This window comes from Dyella sp. (assembly GCF_035685885.1).
Taxonomy (GTDB): domain Bacteria; phylum Pseudomonadota; class Gammaproteobacteria; order Xanthomonadales; family Rhodanobacteraceae; genus Dyella.
Window position 1 is genome coordinate 17103 of the sequence record NZ_DASRZX010000041.1, and the last position, 20516, is coordinate 37618.

The 20516-nt window shown below is 64.5% G+C and carries 18 protein-coding genes; 4 read left to right on the forward strand and 14 right to left on the reverse strand.

Annotation, left to right across the window (positions count from 1 at the left end; all coding sequences use genetic code 11):
• Window positions 1-65 precede the first annotated feature (65 nt).
• From rsmA to VFG49_RS04995, 3 genes are all read left to right on the forward strand, one after another.
• Window positions 66-851 (forward strand): 16S rRNA (adenine(1518)-N(6)/adenine(1519)-N(6))-dimethyltransferase RsmA, encoded by a 786-nt coding sequence (gene rsmA, locus VFG49_RS04985; protein ID WP_324858411.1) that lies wholly within the window; start codon window positions 66-68, stop codon window positions 849-851.
• A gap of 91 nt (window positions 852-942) precedes the next feature.
• On the forward strand, window positions 943-1326 hold the full coding sequence (gene apaG / locus VFG49_RS04990) for a Co2+/Mg2+ efflux protein ApaG (RefSeq protein ID WP_324858412.1): 384 nt from the start codon (window positions 943-945) through the stop codon (window positions 1324-1326).
• Window positions 1326-2177 carry a symmetrical bis(5'-nucleosyl)-tetraphosphatase gene (locus tag VFG49_RS04995; RefSeq protein ID WP_324858413.1) on the forward strand — a complete coding sequence of 284 codons (852 nt, stop codon included), beginning with the start codon at window positions 1326-1328 and terminating at the stop codon, window positions 2175-2177. Before apaG ends, VFG49_RS04995 begins: the two co-directional genes overlap by 1 nt.
• 170 nt (window positions 2178-2347) lie before the next feature.
• Here VFG49_RS04995 and secA read toward each other — a convergent pair whose 3' ends face one another.
• A complete protein-coding gene (gene secA / locus VFG49_RS05000; protein ID WP_324858414.1) occupies window positions 2348-5083 on the reverse strand; it encodes a preprotein translocase subunit SecA in 2736 nt (911 codons plus the stop codon).
• A gap of 226 nt (window positions 5084-5309) precedes the next feature.
• The gene (locus VFG49_RS05005; RefSeq protein WP_324858415.1) at window positions 5310-6239 is read right to left on the reverse strand and encodes a M23 family metallopeptidase; all 930 of its coding nucleotides are present in this window, start codon (window positions 6237-6239) and stop codon (window positions 5310-5312) included.
• Window positions 6240-6271: 32 nt separating this feature from the next.
• On the opposite strand from VFG49_RS05005, the gene VFG49_RS05010 reads away from it, so the two are divergent.
• Entirely contained in the window at window positions 6272-6757 is a 486-nt protein-coding gene (locus tag VFG49_RS05010) for a DUF721 domain-containing protein (protein ID WP_324858416.1), read from the forward strand.
• A 221-nt stretch (window positions 6758-6978) separates the two neighbouring features.
• Here the strand turns inward: VFG49_RS05010 and lpxC are convergent, their stop codons facing one another.
• The 12 genes from lpxC to VFG49_RS05070 form a co-directional block, all read right to left on the reverse strand.
• Entirely contained in the window at window positions 6979-7893 is a 915-nt protein-coding gene (gene lpxC / locus VFG49_RS05015; protein WP_324858417.1) for a UDP-3-O-acyl-N-acetylglucosamine deacetylase, read from the reverse strand.
• Window positions 7894-8357: 464 nt separating this feature from the next.
• A complete protein-coding gene (gene ftsZ, locus VFG49_RS05020) occupies window positions 8358-9539 on the reverse strand; it encodes a cell division protein FtsZ (RefSeq protein ID WP_324858418.1) in 1182 nt (393 codons plus the stop codon).
• Between the two features lie 118 nt (window positions 9540-9657).
• Complete coding sequence (ftsA, locus tag VFG49_RS05025) at window positions 9658-10890, reverse strand: cell division protein FtsA (protein ID WP_324858419.1); 1233 nt, start codon at window positions 10888-10890, stop codon at window positions 9658-9660.
• Window positions 10887-11624 carry a cell division protein FtsQ/DivIB gene (locus VFG49_RS05030; protein WP_324858420.1) on the reverse strand — a complete coding sequence of 246 codons (738 nt, stop codon included), beginning with the start codon at window positions 11622-11624 and terminating at the stop codon, window positions 10887-10889. Before VFG49_RS05030 ends, ftsA begins: the two co-directional genes overlap by 4 nt.
• The gene (locus tag VFG49_RS05035; protein WP_324858421.1) at window positions 11621-12556 is read right to left on the reverse strand and encodes a D-alanine--D-alanine ligase; all 936 of its coding nucleotides are present in this window, start codon (window positions 12554-12556) and stop codon (window positions 11621-11623) included. Before VFG49_RS05035 ends, VFG49_RS05030 begins: the two co-directional genes overlap by 4 nt.
• The gene (gene murC / locus VFG49_RS05040; protein ID WP_324858422.1) at window positions 12553-13992 is read right to left on the reverse strand and encodes a UDP-N-acetylmuramate--L-alanine ligase; all 1440 of its coding nucleotides are present in this window, start codon (window positions 13990-13992) and stop codon (window positions 12553-12555) included. The genes VFG49_RS05035 and murC overlap by 4 nt, the downstream gene beginning before the upstream one ends.
• On the reverse strand, window positions 13989-15056 hold the full coding sequence (gene murG / locus VFG49_RS05045) for an undecaprenyldiphospho-muramoylpentapeptide beta-N-acetylglucosaminyltransferase (protein ID WP_324858423.1): 1068 nt from the start codon (window positions 15054-15056) through the stop codon (window positions 13989-13991). The genes murC and murG overlap by 4 nt, the downstream gene beginning before the upstream one ends.
• Window positions 15053-16294, reverse strand: a complete 1242-nt coding sequence (gene ftsW / locus VFG49_RS05050) for a putative lipid II flippase FtsW (RefSeq protein ID WP_324858424.1) — start codon at window positions 16292-16294, stop codon at window positions 15053-15055. Before ftsW ends, murG begins: the two co-directional genes overlap by 4 nt.
• Window positions 16295-16296: 2 nt before the next feature.
• On the reverse strand, window positions 16297-17397 hold the full coding sequence (gene mraY / locus VFG49_RS05055; protein ID WP_324858425.1) for a phospho-N-acetylmuramoyl-pentapeptide-transferase: 1101 nt from the start codon (window positions 17395-17397) through the stop codon (window positions 16297-16299).
• Window positions 17387-18757: a UDP-N-acetylmuramoyl-tripeptide--D-alanyl-D-alanine ligase gene (locus tag VFG49_RS05060; RefSeq protein ID WP_324858426.1), complete on the reverse strand. Its 1371-nt coding sequence runs from the start codon at window positions 18755-18757 to the stop codon at window positions 17387-17389. Before VFG49_RS05060 ends, mraY begins: the two co-directional genes overlap by 11 nt.
• Window positions 18754-20226, reverse strand: a complete 1473-nt coding sequence (locus VFG49_RS05065) for a UDP-N-acetylmuramoyl-L-alanyl-D-glutamate--2,6-diaminopimelate ligase (protein WP_324858427.1) — start codon at window positions 20224-20226, stop codon at window positions 18754-18756. Before VFG49_RS05065 ends, VFG49_RS05060 begins: the two co-directional genes overlap by 4 nt.
• On the reverse strand, window positions 20223-20516 hold a 294-nt coding region (locus tag VFG49_RS05070), incomplete at its 5' end, for a penicillin-binding transpeptidase domain-containing protein (protein WP_324858428.1). The genes VFG49_RS05065 and VFG49_RS05070, both read right to left, overlap by 4 nt.

The window sequence follows — 20516 nt, forward strand, 5'->3', positions numbered from 1 at the left end:
ACGCCCACATTGCCCGCGACATCGCCCGATGTTCGCGCCCCACACTCGAAGACTCATCGCCACCCATGAACGCCCGCCCCAAGAAGAGCTTCGGCCAGCACTTTCTCCATGAGAAGCGCTACATCGAGCGCATCGTCAGCGCGATCTCCCCGCGCAATGACGATTTCGTCGTGGAAATCGGCCCGGGCGAAGGCGCCCTCACGCTGCCTCTGCTCGCCGCCGCGCACCGGCTCACCGCCATTGAGCTCGATACCGACCTCATTCCCGGCCTGCAGGCGCGGGCGACAAGCGTGGGAGAGCTGAGCATCATCCACTCGGACGTGCTCAAGGTGAACTTCACCGCGCTGGCGCATCGCCACGGCGTCGAGAAGCTGCGCATCGCGGGCAACCTCCCCTATTACATTTCCAGCCCCATCCTGTTCCATTGCGTGGAACACGCGTCCGCGATCCAGGACATGCATTTCATGCTGCAGAAGGAAGTGGTCGATCGCATGGCCGCGGAGCCCGGCAGCAAGGTGTATGGGCGTCTGTCGGTGATGCTGCAGCTTGTTTGCCGCGTGGAGCCGTTGTTCACGGTGCCGCCTGGCGCGTTCCGTCCGCCACCGAAGGTGGATTCCGCGGTGGTGCGAATGGTCCCGCTCGCAGCGGACCAGCTTCCCGATGCCGACCCCGAGCGCATCCACGCGATTGTGAAGGCCGCCTTCGCGCAACGTCGCAAGACGTTGGGCAACGCGCTCAAGAACGTGATGGATGCGACCGCGATCCTCGCCGCCGATGTCGATCCCAAGGCGCGCGCCGAAACCCTTTCACCCCAGGACTACGTGCGGCTCGCACGCGTCGTCGTGGAGTGAACGTCCCTGAGCCAGCTATGCGGCTGGCCCGGATTCAGCCCGTTGCACGCAAGCTTTCCCCTTGCGCTGCGACAACCCGTACAATCTCCGCATGAACGAAAGATCTTCCTACACGATCGACGTGCAGGTCGAACCCCGCTTTGTCCCCGACCAATCCCGTCCCGGCGACAACCGCTATGTTTTCGCCTACACGATCACCCTTCACAACGCGGGCAATGTTCCCGCGCGCCTGTTGACGCGCCACTGGGTCATCACCGACGCGAACGGCAAGATCGAAGAAGTTACCGGAGAAGGCGTCGTCGGCGAGCAGCCGTGGATCCGCCCGGGCGACGAGTACGAATACACCTCTGGTGCCGTACTCGAAACGTCGGTGGGTGTCATGCAGGGCAGTTATCAGATGCTGGCCGATGACGGCACGCACTTCGAAGCGCCCATCCCTGCGTTCACGCTTTCCATTCCGCGTACGCTGCACTGATGGCCACCTACGCGATCGGTGATGTGCAGGGCTGCCTTCCCGAACTCCAACGCCTGCTCGACAAGATCCGCTTCGACCCCGCCAGCGATCGCCTGTGGTTCTGCGGTGACCTGGTCAACCGTGGTGGCCAGTCGCTGGACACCTTGCGACTGATCCACGGCCTGCGCGAGCAGTCGGTGGTGACTCTTGGCAACCACGACCTCAGTCTGCTGGCCATTGCGCAGCGTCGTCCAGAGGCACAGTCCAAGGTGAACCCGGAGCTGCGCGAAGTATTGTTCGCGGACGATGCACCGGTATTGCTCGAATGGCTGCGCTCGCAAAAACTGCTGCACCACGACGAGCAGCTCAACTGGACCATGGTGCATGCGGGACTCGCACCATCATGGACGTTGCGCCAGGCACAGCGATCCGCGCAGGAAATCGAGCGCGAGCTCGGCAGCCCCCGTCATCCGCGCCTGCTGAAAAATCTGTTCGGCAATCGCCCGGCGGCATGGAACGGCCGCCTGCAGGGTATCGAACGGATGCGCGCGTCGATCAATACGCTCACGCGCATGCGCTACTGCGATATCCAGGGTCGCATCGATTTCGAGAGCAAGGGTATTCCCGGCACACAGAAGGTCGGCATGTATCCCTGGTTCGAAGTGCCCGGCATGCGCCGACGCGAAGCGCGCATCGTGTGCGGTCATTGGTCGGCGTTGGGTCGTTTTGCAGGGCTCGGGGTCTACGCGATCGACACGGGCTGCGTGTGGGGCGGCCAGCTCACCGCATTGCGCCTGGACGAAGAGGAGCCGCAATACATCACGGTGAATGCCGAACCCTATCGCAAGCGCCAACCCGGCGAAGGCGACTGATCCACTCTCCCCAGGTCCTGTCGCAGGAACGCACTCGGTGCGCGACCGCAGCACACCGTCGTCGACCTGCCTGCCACGCGCCCGCTGCACCGTTGATCAGCCGCGCACAGCGTGCGGTTCCACGAAAAATCCCGCCCAAAAGAAACCCCGCCTAGGCGGGGTTTCTCATATCAGGGCAGCTGGCCGTGGCAATGCTTGAACTTCTTGCCCGAACCACAGGGACAAGGATCATTGCGACCCACGCGCGGACCATCCTGCATATGCGCCGCAGCCTGCGCCGCGAGACTGCCGACGGCGATCGACTCCGGGTCGGCACCCAACGGACCGACCGGTGCGCCACCGCCGCTTGCCAGCATCTGACGCTGCAGGCGCTCGGCCATGCGCTGCTGCTCCGCTTCCATCGCAGCGACTTCTTCCTCGCTGCGCACGCGCACGCGCGCCAGCATCTGCACCACTTCGGTCTTGATGCGGTCGAGCATGCTGGAGAACAGCTCGAACGATTCGCGCTTGAATTCCTGCTTGGGCTGCTTCTGCGCGTAACCACGCAGATAGATGCCCTGACGCAGGTAATCCATGCTCGCCAGGTGTTCCTTCCAGGCGTTGTCTACCACGCTCAGCATGATGTGCTTTTCGAGCTGGCGCATGGTCTCCGCGCCGATCTGCTGTTCCTTGCCCTTGAACAGCTGCTCGACACCCTGGCGCACGTGCTCGAGGATCATCTTGTCATCGACTTCGTGCTGCTGCTCGACCCAGTGCTTGGCGTCGAGCGACAGGCCGAACTCGCTTTCCAGTTCGCGATCGAGGCCGGCGATGTCCCATTGCTCGTCCACGCTGTCTGCCGGCACGTAACGACGGACCAGACCGGTGACCACGTCGTCGCGGATGTCGGCGATGGTGTCGGACACGTCATCCACTTCCAGCAGTTCGTCGCGCTGGGCGTAGATCACCTTGCGCTGGTCGTTGGCGACGTCGTCGAACTCCAGCAGGTGCTTGCGGATGTCGAAGTTGTGCTGCTCGACCTTGCGCTGCGCCTTTTCGATCTGGCGACTGACCATGCGGTCTTCCAGCGCATCGTCTTCCTTCATGCCGAACATGCGCATCCAGCGGCCGACCCAGTCGCCAGCAAAGATGCGCAGCAGGTTGTCTTCCAGCGACAGGTAGAAGCGCGAGGAGCCCGGGTCACCCTGGCGACCGGAACGACCACGCAGCTGGTTGTCGATACGACGCGACTCGTGACGCTCGGTGCCCACGATGTGCAGGCCGCCCGCGGCGAGCACCTGTTCGTGGCGCTTCTTCCAGTCGGACTTGACCTTCGCGCGTTCGGTTTCCGAAGCATCATCCGGCAAGGTCGCCAGTGCCGCTTCAAGGCTGCCGCCCAGCACGATGTCGGTACCGCGACCAGCCATGTTGGTGGCGATGGTCACCGAACCCGGCGCGCCAGCCTGGGCCACGATGTGCGCTTCGCGCTCGTGCTGCTTCGCATTGAGCACTTCGTGCTGGATCTTTTCCTTGCGCAACAGGTTCGACAGCAGCTCGGACACCTCGATGGACGTGGTGCCTACCAGCACGGGCTGGCCGCGCTTGTGGCAATCCTTGATGTCCTCGATTACCGCGCCGTACTTGGCCTGCTGGGCAAGGAAGACCATGTCCGGGTTGTCCTGGCGGATCATCGGCTTGTGGGTGGGGATCACCACCACTTCCAGGCCGTAGATCTGCTGGAATTCGTACGCTTCCGTGTCGGCCGTGCCGGTCATGCCGGCCAGCTTCTTGTACATGCGGAACAGGTTCTGGAAGGTGACCGTCGCCAGCGTCTGGTTCTCGCGCTGGATCGGCACGCATTCCTTCGCTTCCACCGCCTGGTGCAGGCCATCGGACCAGCGGCGGCCCGGCAGCGTGCGGCCGGTGAATTCGTCGACGATCACCACTTCGCCGTCGCGGACGATGTAATCCACGTCGCGGTGGTAGATCGCATTGGCGCGCAGCGCTGCATTGAGGTGGTGCACCACGGCCAGGTTGCTGGAGTCGTACAGCCCGCTGTCGGCGGCAATGACGCCGGCTTCGCGCAGCAGCTCGTCCGCGTGCGACATGCCTTCTTCGGACAGGTGCACCTGCTTCTGCTTCTCGTCGACGAAATAATCGCCGGCGGAATCTTCCTTCTCCTGGCGGATCATCTTCGGGACGATCTTGTTCACCGAGAGATACAGCTGCGGCGAGTCCTCGGCCGGACCGGAGATGATCAGCGGCGTGCGCGCTTCGTCGATCAGGATGGAGTCGACCTCGTCGACGATGGCGTAGTGCAGGCCGCGCTGGTAGCGCTGGTCCTTGCTGAGCGCCATGTTGTCGCGCAGGTAGTCGAAGCCGAATTCGTTGTTGGTGCCGTAAGTGATGTCGGCGCCGTAGGCGGCGTGCTTGTCCGAGTGATCCATGCCCGGCCATACCACGCCGGTGGTCAGGCCAAGGAAGCCATAGAGCTTGCCCATCTGCGCAGAGTCGCGGCGGGCCAGGTAGTCATTGACCGTGACCACGTGCACGCCCTTGCCTTCCAGCGCATTGAGGTACACAGGCAAGGTTCCGACCAGGGTCTTGCCTTCGCCGGTGCGCATTTCGGCGATGCGGCCCGAATGCAACACCATGCCGCCGATCAGCTGCACATCGTAATGACGCATGCCGAGCACGCGCTTGGCGCCTTCGCGCACGACGGCGAACGCTTCGGGCAAGAGCTTGTCCAGCGATTCGCCACCGGCGACGCGCTGCTTGAACTCGTCGGTCTTGGCGCGCAGCGCCTCGTCGCTCAGCTTCTCGAACTCGGGTTCCAGCGCATTGATGCGCGCGACATTCTTGGAGAGCTGGCGGAGCACGCGTTCATTGCGGCTACCGAAAAGGCTCGTCAGGGCACGATTGAGCATCGATCTTCCGGATCTTGGGATTCATGAGCCGCCCACCCCGGCGAACCCGGGCAGGACGAAAGGATTGATGATACTAGGGTCGGCTGGCTATCCCAAACGCCGGAATCACCAGCCTGCGTTCGCACGGGCGCGCGGCCCGCGGACTCCCCGATCATCGTCCCAGCGTAGGTGTGGCGGCGCGCGCAAAGGCTTTCAAGGGCGACCACCGGGCACCCGGGATCGCAGGTCAGCGATGGTTTTTCACGAAAGCCAGCGGATTGACCACGCGGCCCTTGTACCAGACCTCGAAATGTACGTGGGAGCCGGTGGAACGGCCGGTGGAACCGGCCTCGGAAATCACGTCGCCCACGTGCACGCGCTGGCCCGGACGCACATCGAGCTTGCTGTTGTGGGCATAACGGGTCATGTAACCGTTGCCGTGGTCGATTTCGATCACTTCGCCGTAGCCGCTGCGCTCGCCGGCATAAGTGACCATGCCCTCGGCAACCGTATGCACCTCGGTGCCCTTGGGCGTGGAGATGTCCAGGCCCGTGTGATACGCGCTGTGCCCGCTGAACGGATCCGGACGACCGCCGAAATACGAGGAAATGTAGCCCTCAACCGGCATGCCGGTGGGCTTGAGGTTGGACTCGATCTTGGCATCCAGCAACAGGCTCTGCAGCGCGGACAGCTGGACCTGCTGGCTGTCGAACTGGTTGGCGAGCTGGTTGATGCTGGTATCCAGCGTCTGCGGAAGGGTGTAGCCGCTGTCCGTCGAGTCTTCCACACCGCCGACGGCAGGCTGTTCGTCGAAGTTGAACTCGCCATCGTCGAGCTTGCCGACCTGGGTCAGGCGCTCGCCCAGCGCATTGAGTCGGGTCGACTGCGCCTGCAGCTGACCGAGCTTCACGGCCAGGGCATCAATGTCGCGCTGGGCGTCCTTCCGCACGCCGACCAGTTGCTGGTTCTGTTGTTGCACCTGCTGGCGCAGGGTGCGGATCTCGGAGAGCGCGCGGTCATGCGGACTGGCCACCGCCATCGCAATCGCACCGCCCAGACCCGCGCAGCCGAGCACCGCCAGCGTCGCCACGCCAAGCAGTCGCCATCGCAGGCGCCGGTCGGCGAGATTGAAGGTTTTGGGCACCTTTTTGGTGCGGGACACAAGTATGATTTGCATGTCTTTGTTTACGTCAGAAGATGTCGGCATCCATGCAGCGCGACGCTCCACCACCCTCTCGCCGCACCGGGTCCGGACTCAAGCCCGTCACCGAATTCGGCCCCATTGCCTCACTGGCCCGAAAAGCCCGTGAGCTGGATGCATTGGATCGCGCACTGCGCCAGACGTTACCGTCACCACTCCGCGAGCAGGTTCGATTTGCCAACCTGCAAGACGGCCGCCTCGTTTTTCTGGCTCCTACCCCGGCTCTGGCCGCCAGGCTGCGTCTGCTCCAGACGCAAATCCTCTCGACCGCACGTGCCATCGGCACGTACGCCAGTGCAGTCACCGTGAAAGTGGCCCCCCTTTCACCGACAGAAGTGCCGCCGGATCGGTCCAAACCGCTTTCGAAAGCCGCTGCCTCTCATCTGAGAGCCGCTGCAGCCTCAACTTCAGACCCCGAAATGCGGGAACTGTTCCTTGAGCTGGCGTCCGTCGCCGAAGTTTCTGATTCCAAACCCGGCGAAGCCCAGGACTAACGTCCGCGTTCCGCCGACACCATTGCAGTACTTCCCCCATACCGACCCGTAGATCGGCCTTCATGGGTTTATACCATGCCCCCACGAACCGGATAGACCATGATGTCATCAGGACGTGAACAGCTGCCAATGGAAGGCGCGAGGTATATCACAAAACGAACGGCCGCGTCCCGAAAGACGCGGCCGTTCAGTTTGTTCAGGCTTGTGAAGGACTTACGCGATCAGATGGCTTGGGCCGGATGCGCGTAGGAGATCGGCGAGGTGGCCGGATCGTCCGCAAAGCTCACTTCTTCCCATGCCGTGGCGTCAGCCATCAGGGTACGCAGGAGCTTGTTGTTGAGCTCATGGCCCGACTTGTGCGCGTAGTACGCGCCGACCAGGCTGTGGCCCAGCAGGTACAGGTCACCGATGGCGTCGAGGATCTTGTGCTTGACGAATTCGTCCTCGTAACGGAGGCCGTCTTCATTGAGCACGCGGTAGTCATCCAGCACCACGGCGTTGTCCATCGAGCCGCCGAGCGCGAGGTTGTGTTCGCGCAGCATCTCGATGTCGCGCATGAAACCAAAGGTACGCGCGCGGCTCACTTCCTTCACGAACGAAGTGGTGGAGAAATCGATCTCCGCCTTGGAAGTGCGCTTGCTGATGATCGGGTGGTTGAACTCGATCGAGAAGCCCACCTTGAAACCTTCGAACGGCTCAAAAGTGGCCCACTTGTCGCCTTCCTGCACCTTGATCGGCTTCTTGATGCGGATGAAGCGCTTGGCGACGTTCTGCTCTTCGATGCCGGCCGACTGCAACAGGAACACGAACGGACCTGCGCTGCCGTCCATGATCGGCACTTCGGGAGCGGAAAGATCGACGTAGGCGTTATCGATGCCCAGGCCCGCCATCGCGGAGAGCAAATGCTCCACCGTGGACACGCGCACGTCGCCATTCACCAGCGTGGTGGAAAGACGGGTGTCGCCCACATTGTCGGGACGCGCCGGAATTTCGACCGGCGGATTGAGATCGGTACGACGAAACACGATGCCCGTATTCGGGGCAGCGGGACGAAGCGTCATGTACACCTTGTCGCCGGTATGCAGACCGACGCCGGTGGCACGAATGATGTTCTTGAGCGTACGCTGCTTGATCATTTTTTTGGTACCTGTAAGGGGCAGCAGCCAAATTAGGGGCGCGATGCTAACACAGTCTTAACCTGTGAAAAGGCGATCCGCTCCGCACACACTGTTCACCCTTTCATGCTCCTTTCATTCATGAATGCCTTGCATTCATGGGTGATCAGCACTTTCTCCAGCAACTTCAATTACTTAAGTTATGACACAGCGCCCCGGACCGGGACGGGATTCCGGTCACAGAGCGCCGGGCTGGCCGAAAATCGTTTCCGGCCGAAGCCATGCAGTCATCCCTGAAGCACAGTCGTTGGAGTTTGCGTACGTCCAGAACGCACACCGGCAACGTCAGCGGACATCCCACCCGAAAGCGGAAAGCCCTTGCGGGCACCCATTCGCCGCGGCGATCAGGTGCGCGTTTCGTTACTGACCAGTGAAACCGGCGGTTTGTTCAATTTTTCTTCAAATTATTTGCCTTGTCAGCTATCTCAGTCAGCCTGGCGACGCAGGAAGGCCGGAATGTCCAGGTAGTCAAAGCTCGGATCAGCGCCCTTGCCCGCGACATTCGTCTCCGCACGGCTGCTCACCGTCACTTCCGGCTGGGCATAGTCCACCACCTCGTTGCCGGTGCCCGTGCGCAGCACGACCGGACGCGGACGCTGGCGCATTTCGACCTGCTGGGTCACCACCGGCCGCATCGGCTGGCGGGCCGTGGCGCGGTTGAGGCCCGTGGCCACGACGGTGACGCGGACGTCGTCCTGCATTTCGGGGTCGAGCGAGGTGCCCATGACCACAGTGGCGTCTTCGCTGGCGAAGTCATGAATGATGCGACCGATCTCGTCAAATTCGCGCATGGTCAGGTTGGGACCGGCGGTCACGTTGACGAGGATGCCGCAGGCGCCATTGAGATTGACGTCTTCCAGCAGCGGGTTGTTGATCGCGGCCTCGGCGGCGGCCTGGGCGCGGTCGTCACCACGGGCGGTGCCCGAACCCATCATGGCCATGCCCATCTCGGACATCACGGTGCGCACGTCGGCGAAGTCGACATTGATCAGGCCCGGAGCGGTGATGAGGTCGGCGATGCCCTGCACGGCGCCCTGCAGCACGTCGTTGGCGGCCTTGAACGCATTAAGAAGCGTCACTTCACGGCCGAGCACCGACAGCAGCTTCTCGTTGGGCACGGTGATCAGCGAATCGACGTGCTGGGAGAGATCCTCGATACCCTTCGCGGCCACCTGCATGCGGCGGCGTCCCTCGAACGGGAACGGCTTGGTGACCACGGCCACCGTGAGGATGCCCTTTTCCTTGGCGAGCTGGGCCACGACCGGAGCCGCACCGGTACCCGTGCCACCGCCCATGCCACAGGTGATGAACACCATGTCCGCGCCTTCGAGCACTTCTTCGATGCGCTCGCGATCTTCCAGGGCGGCCTGGCGACCTACTTCGGGATTGGCGCCGGCGCCCAGGCCCTTGGTCACGTTGGCACCCAACTGCAGGTGCGTACGCGAACCGCAGCTCTTCATCGCCTGCGCGTCGGTGTTGGCGACGACGAACTCGACGCCTTCGATGTTTGCGTTAAGCATGTGCGCCACGGCATTACCGCCGCCGCCGCCCACGCCGATGACCTTGATTACTGCATTCGGTGCGAGTTTTTCGATGAGTTCAAACATTTCCCGTCCTCCGTAGAGCATCGTTGTCGTTGTATCCGCAGGCGTCGACGTTCCTGTCGCCCTTTGGTGGTGGACGAACATCCATTCGTCCATAGCGGGGCCTCCTGCCCTGCCAAAATCAAAAATTCTTGGTGATCCAGCCGCGCAACTTGTCGACCAGGCCACCCACGCTGCCGCCCGTCGGGCCACTCGCGCGCATGCCGCCCGCTCGGGCGCCATGCAACAGCAGGCCCACGCCGGTGGAATGCAACGGATTGGCGATGACTTCACCCAGCCCCGAGATGTGTTGCGGCACGCCGATGCGCACCATCTTGTGGAAGATCTCCTCGGCCAGTTCCAGCGCGCCTTCCATGCGCGACGCACCGCCGGTGAGCACCACGCCGGCCGCCACCAGGCTTTCGTAGCCGGAGCGGCGCAGCTCGTCCTGCACCATCTCGAAGATTTCCTCGTAGCGCGCCTGCACCGACTGCGCCAGCGACTGGCGGGCCAGGCGACGCGGCGGCCGATCGCCCACGCTGGGCACCTGGATGGTTTCTTCCGCGTGAGCCAGCTGCGCGAGTGCGCAGGCGTACTTGATCTTGATTTCCTCGGCATGCGCGGTAGGCGTGTGCACGCCGTAGGCGATGTCGTTGGTCACCTGGTCACCGCCCACCGGCAGCGACTTGGTGTAGCGGATCGCGCCCTGCGTATAGATGGCGATGTCGGTGGTGCCCGCGCCGATGTCGACCAGGCACACGCCCAACTCACGCTCGTCGTCGGTCAGCACCGACTTGGCGCTGGCCACGGCCGAGGGCACCAGCTCGTCCACGGTGAGACCGCAGCGCTGGATGCACTTGGAAATGTTCTGCACCGCCGCTGCGGCGCCGGTGACCAGGTGAACGCTCGCTTCCAGACGCACGCCGCTCATGCCCACGGGCGAGCGGATACCGTCCTGGCCGTCGATGCGGTATTCCTGCGACTCCTTATATAGAACCTTGCGATCGGCGGGGATCGCCACGGCGCTCGCCGCTTCCAGCACCTGGTCGAGATCGCCGGGCGTCACTTCGCGATCGCGGATCGCGGCGGTGCCGTGGGAATTCTTGGTTTCCAGGTGGCTGCCGGAGATCGAGGCGTAGACCGAGCGGATGTCGCAGCCGGCCATCAGTTCGGCTTCTTCCACGGCGCGCTGGATCGAATGCACGGTGGATTCGATGTCCACCACCGAGCCGCGCTTCATGCCGCGTGATACGTGCGTGCCGATGCCGATCACTTCGATCGGTTCGCCCGGCTCGTACTCGCCGACGATCGCCACCACTTTCGAGGTGCCGATGTCGAGGCCGACCACCAGTTGCTTGTCGTTCTTGGTCTTCATGTGCGGGGTGAGCCTCCAGCGTTCACGGTGCTCGCCTGCGGCGGCCATCGAACGGCAAATCCATTGGTGTAACGAAGATCGGCATAGGCGAAGCCCTCGGTGTGGCCAGCCATCAGCTGCGGGTAGACGTCGAGGAAGCGGCGCAGACGGCGACCGGCCTGGTCGCGATCACCAACGACGATCTGCGCGCCGCTGTTCGTGGTGAGGCTCCAGCTGCCACGCTCGGTGAGCGCGACGCCGGTGATTTTCAGGCGGGTGTTGAGGAACGCCTTCTGCGTTTCCGCATAGAAGCTCACCACTTCCGCCAGGCGCGTATCAGGACCGCGCAGATCAGGCAGGTCCGTGTTGGCCGACACATCCGGCACGTCGAACACCAGGCCCTGGCGGCTGATCAGGCGCTTCTCGTTCCAGCGCGCGAACGGCTGACGTTCGTAGATGCGCAGGATCAGCGTATCGGGCCAGCGCTTGCGCGCCTCAACCGATTCCACCCACGGCAGCGCGGCGACGGCCTTCTGCACGCCATCCAGGTCGAGCGCGAAGAAACCCTTGCCGAGGCGGGGCATGACGACATTGCGGAGTTCATCCGCCGTCACATGCTTGAACTCGGCCTGCACCGTCAACTGGGTCACCGGCCAACGATTGGCCGCAAACCATCCGCACAGCACGCCGACAACCGGCAGCGCCACGAGCGCGATGGCCAAAACCCAGGCAACGAGGCGGATGGTTCCCCTCACACACCCTCCCGGAAGCTCGTTTCCAGCACGCGCCAGCACAGCGTCTGGTAGTCGATGCCAGCGACCGCGGCAGCCTTGGGCACCAGCGAATGCGAGGTCATGCCCGGCGCGGTGTTCACTTCCAGCAGCCAGTTGCGGCCTTCGCGGTCGCGCATGATGTCGACGCGGCCCCAGCCCGAGCACGCCAGCGCATCGAACGCGCGCAACGCCAGCGCCTGCATCTCGCGCTCGTCGTCGCCACGCAGTCCGGGGCAGATGTACTGGGTGTCTTCGGCGATGTACTTGGCGTTGTAGTCGTAGTACTCGCCCTTGGGCACGATGTTGATGGTGGCCAGCACCTGGCGATCAAGCACGCCGACGGTGTACTCGCCGCCCTCGATCAGCGTCTCCATCAACATGTCGCCGGGATAGCGCTGAGCCAGCGCTACGGCGGCGTCGAGGTCTTCTTCCTTGAACACGCGGGTGACGCCGACGCTGGAGCCTTCCCACGCCGGCTTCACGATCAGTGGAAAACCGACCTCGCGTGCTGCCGCGTGCACATCGGCGCCACGCGGCAGCGCCTTGAACTTCGGCGTGGGCAGGCCAAGCGCCTGCCACACCAGCTTGGCGCGGATCTTGTCCAGCGACAGCGCCGAACCCAGCACGCCGGAACCGGTGAACGGAATGCGCAGCGACTGCAGCGCGCCCTGCAGCTCGCCGTTCTCGCCACCGCCGCCGTGCAGGATGTTGAACACGCGGGCGAAGTGGCCGGCGCGCACGGCATCAAGCAGCGCCGGGATGCCGTCGATGGCATGCGCATCCACGCCGCGCGCCTGCAGCGCCGCGAGCACGTTGCGGCCGGAATCGAGCGACACCTCGCGCTCGGCCGAGCTGCCGCCCATCACCACGGCAACGCGGCCAAACTGTGCAGGGTCGGTAATGGTCTTGCTCACTTGTTCGTCCTCAGGCTGCCAATGTTTGCCAGCTCCACCGCCGCCGCGCCGATATCGCCGGCGCCGAGCAGCAGCAACAGATCACCGTCGCGCAGCAGCGCGGGCAGTGCTTCCTTGAATTCGCGCGGATGCTCGATCAGCACCGGATCGACCTTGCCGCGCGAACGCACCGCACGCGCCAGCGCGCGGCCATCGGCGCCGGCGATCGGCGCTTCGCCGGCCGGATAGACGTCCGTCAGCACCAGCACGTCGGCTTCAGCCAGCACGTTGGCGAAGTCGTCCAGCAGGTCGCGCGTACGGCTGTAGCGATGGGGCTGGAAGCCGACGACGAGACGACGATCCGGCCAGCCGCCGCGCGCCGCGGCAAACACCGCGGCAAGTTCGCGTGGGTGATGGCCATAGTCGTCGACCAGCAGCGCGCTGCCCTTGTCCAGCGCGATCTCGCCACGACGATGGAAGCGACGACCCACGCCCTGGAAGTTTTCCAGCGCACGCGCGATGGCCTCGGCTTCCACGCCCAATTGCCAACCCACCGTGGCGGCGGCCAGCGCATTGAGCACGTTGTGACGACCCGGAAGGTTGAGCTTGACGTGCAACGCGTCGTTGCGGCCCGGCAACCACAGGTCGAAATGCATCTCGAATCCGTGCTGCGAGAGATTGCTCGCACGCACGTCGGCATCCTTGGCGTCGATGCCGTAGGTCATCACGCGCCGGGTGGTGGACTTGGCCAGCTCGACCACTTCCGGGTCATCCATACACAGCACGGCAAGACCGTAGAACGGCAGGCGATGCAGGAAATCGTTGAACGCCTTCTTCACCAGGGCGAAATCGCCGTGGTAGTTCTCCAGGTGATCGGCGTCGATGTTGGTGACCACCGCGACCACCGGTGACAGCATCAGGAACGAGCCGTCGGACTCGTCGGCCTCGGCCACGATGTACTGGCCCGTGCCCAGGCGCGCATTCGCACCGGCCGCGTTGAGCTGGCCGCCGATAACGAAGGTCGGATCGTAGTTGGCTTCGGCCAGCACGCTCGCCGCGAGACTCGTCGTGGTGGTCTTGCCGTGCGTGCCGGCAATGGCGACGCCACGGCGGAAGCGCATCAGCTCGCCCAGCATCTCGGCGCGGGGCACGACTGGAATGCGTGCAGCGCGCGCAGCCTGCAACTCGGGGTTCTCGGCGCTGATGGCGCTGGAGGTGACCACCACATCGGCGTCACCGATGTTCTCGGCGGCGTGGCCGACATGCACGTCGATGCCAAGCGCGGACAAGCGTTGGGCCGTCGGCGAATTGGCGCGATCGGAACCCGAAACGGCATAGCCCAGGTTGTGCAGCACCTCGGCGATGCCGCTCATGCCCACGCCGCCAATGCCGATGAAGTGCACGCGGCGGAACGTGGTCATCAAATCTTCGTGCGCGAGCAGGCGGCGCGGCGTCATGCGGCTACCTCCATGCAGGCGCGCGCAATCACGGCGGCGGCATCGGGCTTGGCCAGCGAACGCGCGGCTTCGCCCATGGCGATCATGCGCTCGCGATCATCCAGCAGCGCTTCGAGGCGCTGCGCCAACTGCTGTACGTCCAGTTCCTTCTCCTGCATCAACTCGGCCGCATGCACGGCGACCAGCGCCTCGGCATTGCGGGTCTGGTGGTCATCCACCGCGTAAGGGAACGGCACGAGCACGGCGCCAAGACCGGCGGCCGTGAGCTCGGCCAGCGTGAGCGCGCCTGCGCGGCACACCGCGAGGTCAGCCCAGGCATAAGTGCCAGCCATGTCTTCGATGAAGGGCACGATCTGTGCCTCGACGCCCGCCTTCGCATAAGCCGTGCGCGCTTCGTCGATGCCACGATTGCCGCACTGGTGCAGCACCTCGGGGCGCTGCGCCGGCGACATCATTGCCAGCGCCTGGGGCAGCGCGATGTTCAAGGCGCGGGCACCAAGGCTGCCACCAAGCACCAGCAGGCGCGGACGACCGGTGCGCCCGGCCATGCGCTCGCGCGGCGCGGCCAGCGCGGCAATCGCGCCACGAACCGGATTGCCCACCCACTCCGCACCCGGCAAAGCGTCGCTGAAACCGGCGAGCACGCGCCTGGCGTAACCGGCCAGCTTGCGATTGGTGAAACCGGCGACGCGGTTCTGTTCGTGTACCAGCAGTGGACGATGCGTCAAGCGCGCGGCGATGCCACCGGGACCCGCCACGTAGCCGCCCATCGACAACACGCTGCGCGGCTTGATGCGACGGAGCGCCTTGAGCGATGCAAGCAGCGCGCGGGCGAGCATGAAAGGAGCCAGCAGGCGCGTCTTCATTCCCTTGCCGCGCAATCCGCCCACCGGCACGGTCACCAGCTCGATGCCGTGCGCGGGCACGACCTTGGTCTCCATGCCACCTTCGGCACCGAGCCATACCACCGGCACGCCCTGCGCGCGCAACGCTTCGGCCACGGCGAGGCCAGGGAAGATATGCCCTCCGGTTCCGCCAGCCATGATGAGCACCGGCGCGGTCATGCGATCACCGCTTCGCGCGCAGGTACCGAAGCCACGGCGGCATTCGCGTCGGGCACGGCATTGGCCGGATTGCGCGCCGCCATCTGGCGCGCATCGAAGGCGCGGTTGATCTCGTAGGTGGTGCGCAGGAGCACACCCGCCATCGCGCAGGTCAGCACGATGGACGAACCGCCATAACTGATCAGCGGCAGCGTCAAGCCCTTGGTGGGAAGCGCGCCGAGGTTCACGCCGATCGACACCATGGTCTGCAGGCCAAGCATCAGCGACACGCCGAAAGCGACGTAGCCTGCAAATCGCTGGCCGACCTCCATGCCCTTGAGGCCGAGATACAGCCCGCGCCCCACCGCCAGCGAAAACAGTCCCATCACCAGCAGGATGCCGGCCAGCCCCAGTTCCTCCGAGATCACCGCAAAGATGAAGTCGGTGTGCGCTTCGGGCAGATAAGACAGCTTGAGCACGCTGGAACCCAGGCCCACGCCGGTCCATTCGCCACGGCCGATCGCCATCAACGACTGCGTGAGCTGGAAGCCGTCGTTGAACGGATCGGCCCAGGGATCGATGAACGAGGTGAGGCGACGCATGCGGTACGGCTCGAACTTCGCCACGAACCAAAGCAATGCAACCACCGGCAGGCCCATGCCACCGAGATAGACCGGCTTGGCGCCACCCAGCCAGATCATGCCAATGGTCACCGCAATCATCAGCGTGGCCGAACCGAAGTCCGGCTGCGCCAGCAGCAGCACGACGAACCCGCCGGCCACCATGATCGGCTTGAACAAACCCCAGAAACTGGTTTCCACGCTCTCGCGATGGCGCACGAGGTAACTGGCCGTATAGACGACCAGGATCAGCTTCACCGCCTCGACCGGCTGGAAGCTGGTTATAAGAAAGTTGAGCCAGCGGCGCGCACCGTTGATGCGCATGCCGATGCCAGGCACGAATACCAGCAACAACAACAGCACAGCGCCGCCGAGCAGCAGATACGCATGCTTCTCCAGCAGCTTCAGCTCGGTGCGCATGGCGATGGTTGCCAGCACCATGCCGATGCTGAGGAACAGCAGATGGCGCTTGAGAAAATAGAACGCGCCGATGTGCTGGCTCTCGGCCACCGCGATCGAGCTGGACGCCACCATCACCACGCCGATGCATGCCAGACCGACGAGCGCGATCACCAGCGGCATATCGAAGCTGCCGCGGGGTCCGAGTCGTCGTTTGGCCTGGGTGGCGTCAAAGAACATGATCAGCGCACCTTCAACGTGGCGAGGCCGATCAGCACCAGCACGACGCTGATGATCCAAAAGCGCACGATCACGCGGGGCTCCGGCCAGCCCTTGAGTTCAAAGTGGTGATGAATCGGCGCCATGCGGAACACGCGCTTGCCGGTCATCTTGAAGCTGGCCACCTGGATCATCACCGAGGCGGTTTCCATCACGAACACGCCGCCCATCACCAGCAGCACGATCTCCTGGCGCACGATCACCGCGATCGCGGCAAGCGCCGCACCGATCGCCAGCGCGCCCACGTCACCCATGAACACCTGGGCGGGATACGTGTTGAACCAAAGAAACCCCAGGCCCGCGCCGGACAGCGCGCCGCAGAAGATCGCCAGCTCACCGGCGCCAGGAATCGAAGGGATGCCCAGGTATTCGGAGAACACTTTGTTGCCGGCGAGATACGCGAAGATGCCCAGGGCACCCGACACCAGCACGGTCGGCATGATGGCGAGGCCATCCAGGCCGTCGGTGAGGTTCACCGCGTTGGAGAAGCCCACGATCATGAAGTAGGCCACCACCACGAACATGACGCCCAGCGGCACCGCGACCTGCTTGAACAGCGGCACGTACAGTGCCGTCTCCGCGACGGGCGTGACGCCCGTCGCATGCGGCGCCGTGTAGTAGAGGAAAAGCGCGGCGGCGAGTCCAAACACCGACTGCCAGAAATACTTCCAGCGCGAAGCCAAGCCGCGGCTGTCTTTCAACACCAGCTTCTTGTAGTCGTCGTAGAAGCCGATCACGCCAAAGGCGAGCAGCACGGCAAGTACCAGCCACACATAGCGGTTATGCAGATCAGTCCACAGCAGCGTGGCGATGCTGACCGCCAGCAGGATCATCACGCCACCCATGGTCGGCGTGCCGGCCTTGGACAGATGCGTCTGCGGGCCGTCCTTGCGCACTACCTGGCCGGCCTTGAGGTCGGCCAGCTTGCGGATGACGTTGGGGCCAAACAGCAGCGACATCGCCAGCGCAGTGAGCGCGGCCATGATCGTGCGGAAAGTGATGTACTGAAACAGGTGCAGGGCGGTGAAGTGCCTAGCCATCCAGTCTGCGAGTTCAAGCAGCATCGGATGCGCCCTCCCCTGTTTTCTTGTGGTTGCGAAGCGCGGCGACCACCTGATCCATGCCGGACGAGCGCGAGCCCTTGACCAGGCAGGCGACGCCGCTGTGCAGATGTTGTTTCAGTGCGGCAGTCAGTGCTGCCTTGTCGGCAAAGTGTTCGCCGCGCTCGCCGAACGCCTTCACCGCCGCTGCGCTCAGCGGACCCACAGCAAACAGGCGATCGATGCCGCGCTGCCGTGCGCGCTCACCGATGCCGGCATGCAGCGCCAAGGTGTTTTCGCCCAGTTCCGCCATGTCGCCCAGCACCAGCCAGCGCTCGCCCCCCGCAATGGCCAGCGTGTCGATGGCCGCGCCGACCGAGCCGGGATTGGCGTTGTAGCTGTCGTCGATCAGCGTCCAGCCACCGCTCATGCGCTCGAACTGCAAGCGCCCGGCGACACCGGGCACGTTCTCGAGGCCTTCCACGATGATGTCGAGCGGCACGTCCAGCGCCAACGCGATCGACGCGGCAGCCAGTGCGTTGGCGATGTTGTGGCGGCCGGCCAGCGGCAACTGCACTTCGGCATCGCCCACCGGCGTGCTCAGCAGGAAGTGCGAGCCGTCCACGCGCTGATCCAGGATGTCGGCGCCCACATCGGCCTTGTGATCCAGCCCGAAACGCAGTTGACGACGCGTACCGGCCAGCCCCGTGAAGAAGCTGGCGAACGCTTCGTCCGCATTGATGATCGCCACGCCATCGACCGGCAATGCCTGATAGAGCGCGCCCTTGGTCTCGGCTACGCCTTCCACGCTGCCCATGCGCTCAAGATGCGCGGGCGCGATGGTGTTGACGAGGCCGATATCGGGCCGGGCGATGGCGGCGAGATAGGCGATGTCGCCCGGCTTGCCCGCGCCCATTTCCAGCACCGCGTATTCGGTGTCCTGCGGCATCGCCAACAAGGTGAGCGGCAAACCAAGCTCGTTGTTGTAGTTGCCCGCGTTGACGTGCGTGCGGCCATGGCGCGACAGGATGGACGCCGTCAGCGTCTTCACCGTGGTCTTGCCGTTGGAGCCGGTGATGCCAATTACACGCACATTGCTTTGTGCACGCACCGCGCTGGCGAGATCGCCCAGCGCCAGGGCGGTGTCGTCGACCAGCACCTGCGTCAGGTCGAAATCGACCTTGCGCGTGACCAGCGCGGCGATCGCGCCCTTGGCCTTGGCGTCAGCCAGGAAATCATGCCCGTCGACGCGCTCGCCCTTGATCGCGACGAACAGGTCGCCCGGCCGCAGCTTGCGCGTATCGATGGCAACGCCGGTCACATCCACGTCGTCGCCGAGCAGGCGTCCGCGGGTCCACAGGGCAATGGCGCTCAGGCGCATCATGCTCGGGTCTCCAGCGCTTGGCGGGCTACCGCCAGGTCGTCGAATGGACGCTTCCCCGTCGCGCCTTCCTGATACGTCTCGTGTCCCTTGCCGGCGATCAGCACCACGTCACCGGCTTTGGCCGATGCAAGCGCGTGCTGGATGGCGGCGGCGCGATCGCGCTCGACCGTCGCCATTGCGGGATGACGAAGTCCGGCGACGATGTCCGCCACGATGACGTCGCCGTCTTCGGTGCGCGGATTGTCGTCGGTGATGATGATGGCGTCGGCCAGGCGCTCGGCGATTTCACCCATCTGCGGGCGCTTGCCGGCATCACGGTCGCCACCGCAGCCGAACACGCAGATCAGGCGGCCTTCGCAATGCGCACGCAGTGCCTTGAGCGCCTGCTCCAGCGCGTCCGGCGTATGCGAGTAATCGACTACCGCCAGCGGCAAGCCGTCGACGCCGCCAAGGCGGTTCATGCGGCCATTGATGGGATCCAGCGTGAACAGTGCATCGGCGATGCGCTCGAACGACTCGCCCATGGCACCGAGGCAGGCCACCACGGTCAGCAGATTGGCCACGTTGAATCGACCCAGCAAGCGGCTGCGAACAGCGCGCTCACCCCACGGCGTATGCAGGTTGAACGCGAGGCCTTCGGCGGACGTCACGACATCGGTCGCACGTACGTCGGCCGCGGCATCGCCCTCCGCGCTCAGGCGCAACGCGCGCACGCCTTGCGGGATGCGATCGGCAAGCGTGCGACCGAAAGCATCGTCGATATTGATTGCCGCAGCCTTCAGTGTCGGCCACGCAAACAGCTTGGCCTTGGCTTCGCCGTAGGCCTCCATGCTGCCGTGGTAGTCGAGATGGTCGCGGGTGAGATTGGTGAAGGCCGCCACTTCGAACGCGACCGCGCCGACGCGGCCCTGCTCCAGCGCGTGCGATGACACTTCCATCGCCACGTGCGAGGCGCCCTGGTCACGGAACGAGGCAAGCAGGCCCTGCACGTTGATCGCGTCCGGCGTGGTGCGCTCGCCTTCGTTGATCTGGCCATGCAGGCCGGCGCCCAGCGTACCGATGGTGGCCGCGCGGTGGCCGAGCAGATCCAGCGCCTGCGCCAGCAGCTGCACAGTGGAGGTCTTGCCGTTGGTGCCGGTGACGCCGATCACGCGCATCGCTTCAGACGGACGTCCAAAAAAGCGCGAAGCGATCTCGCCCACCTTGCCGTGCAGGCCGTCCACCCACAGCACGGGTACGTCGATGCCGGATGCGTCGGCCGCAGGCGCCTCGGCGAGCACGACGCTGGCGCCGCGCGCCACCGCGCCTTGGGCAAACGTGATGCCATGCGCGCGCGTGCCACGCAAGGCAACGAAGGCCTCGCCCGGGCGCACTTCGCGCGAATCCAGCGTGAGGCCCGAAACGACGATATCGCCGACACCCGGGGTATCGGCGATGTCTTTGAGCAATTGGTCGAGGCGTGCGCTCACGGCGTCACCTCTTCGATGGGAGCATCGGGCACGGGTTCCACGTCGGGCTGCTTGTTGCTGGTCAGGCCGTTCTGCCCCTGCAGCGGGCCGCCGACGTACCAGCGTCCGATGTTGTCCGGCGGCACGTCCAGCAGGCGCAGGGCACCATCCACGACCTTGGAAAACACGGGGCCGGAGACCAGCGCGCCGTAATAACTGCCCTTCTTCGGATTATCGATGATCACCACCGCCGCCAGGCGCGGATTGGAGGCGGGCACAATGCCGGCGAAGGCGGAGCTGTAGTTGTTCTT

Coding starts and splice junctions, on each gene's coding strand:
- rsmA (WP_324858411.1), top strand. CDS start 66: ATGAACGCCCGCCCCAAGAAGAGCTTCGGCCAGCACTTTCTCCATGAG.
- apaG (WP_324858412.1), top strand. CDS start 943: ATGAACGAAAGATCTTCCTACACGATCGACGTGCAGGTCGAACCCCGC.
- VFG49_RS04995 (WP_324858413.1), top strand. CDS start 1,326: ATGGCCACCTACGCGATCGGTGATGTGCAGGGCTGCCTTCCCGAACTC.
- secA (WP_324858414.1), bottom strand. CDS start 5,083: ATGCTCAATCGTGCCCTGACGAGCCTTTTCGGTAGCCGCAATGAACGC.
- VFG49_RS05005 (WP_324858415.1), bottom strand. CDS start 6,239: ATGCAAATCATACTTGTGTCCCGCACCAAAAAGGTGCCCAAAACCTTC.
- VFG49_RS05010 (WP_324858416.1), top strand. CDS start 6,272: ATGCAGCGCGACGCTCCACCACCCTCTCGCCGCACCGGGTCCGGACTC.
- lpxC (WP_324858417.1), bottom strand. CDS start 7,893: ATGATCAAGCAGCGTACGCTCAAGAACATCATTCGTGCCACCGGCGTC.
- ftsZ (WP_324858418.1), bottom strand. CDS start 9,539: ATGTTTGAACTCATCGAAAAACTCGCACCGAATGCAGTAATCAAGGTC.
- ftsA (WP_324858419.1), bottom strand. CDS start 10,890: ATGAAGACCAAGAACGACAAGCAACTGGTGGTCGGCCTCGACATCGGC.
- murC (WP_324858422.1), bottom strand. CDS start 13,992: ATGACGCCGCGCCGCCTGCTCGCGCACGAAGATTTGATGACCACGTTC.
- murG (WP_324858423.1), bottom strand. CDS start 15,056: ATGACCGCGCCGGTGCTCATCATGGCTGGCGGAACCGGAGGGCATATC.
- ftsW (WP_324858424.1), bottom strand. CDS start 16,294: ATGTTCTTTGACGCCACCCAGGCCAAACGACGACTCGGACCCCGCGGC.
- mraY (WP_324858425.1), bottom strand. CDS start 17,397: ATGCTGCTTGAACTCGCAGACTGGATGGCTAGGCACTTCACCGCCCTG.
- VFG49_RS05060 (WP_324858426.1), bottom strand. CDS start 18,757: ATGATGCGCCTGAGCGCCATTGCCCTGTGGACCCGCGGACGCCTGCTC.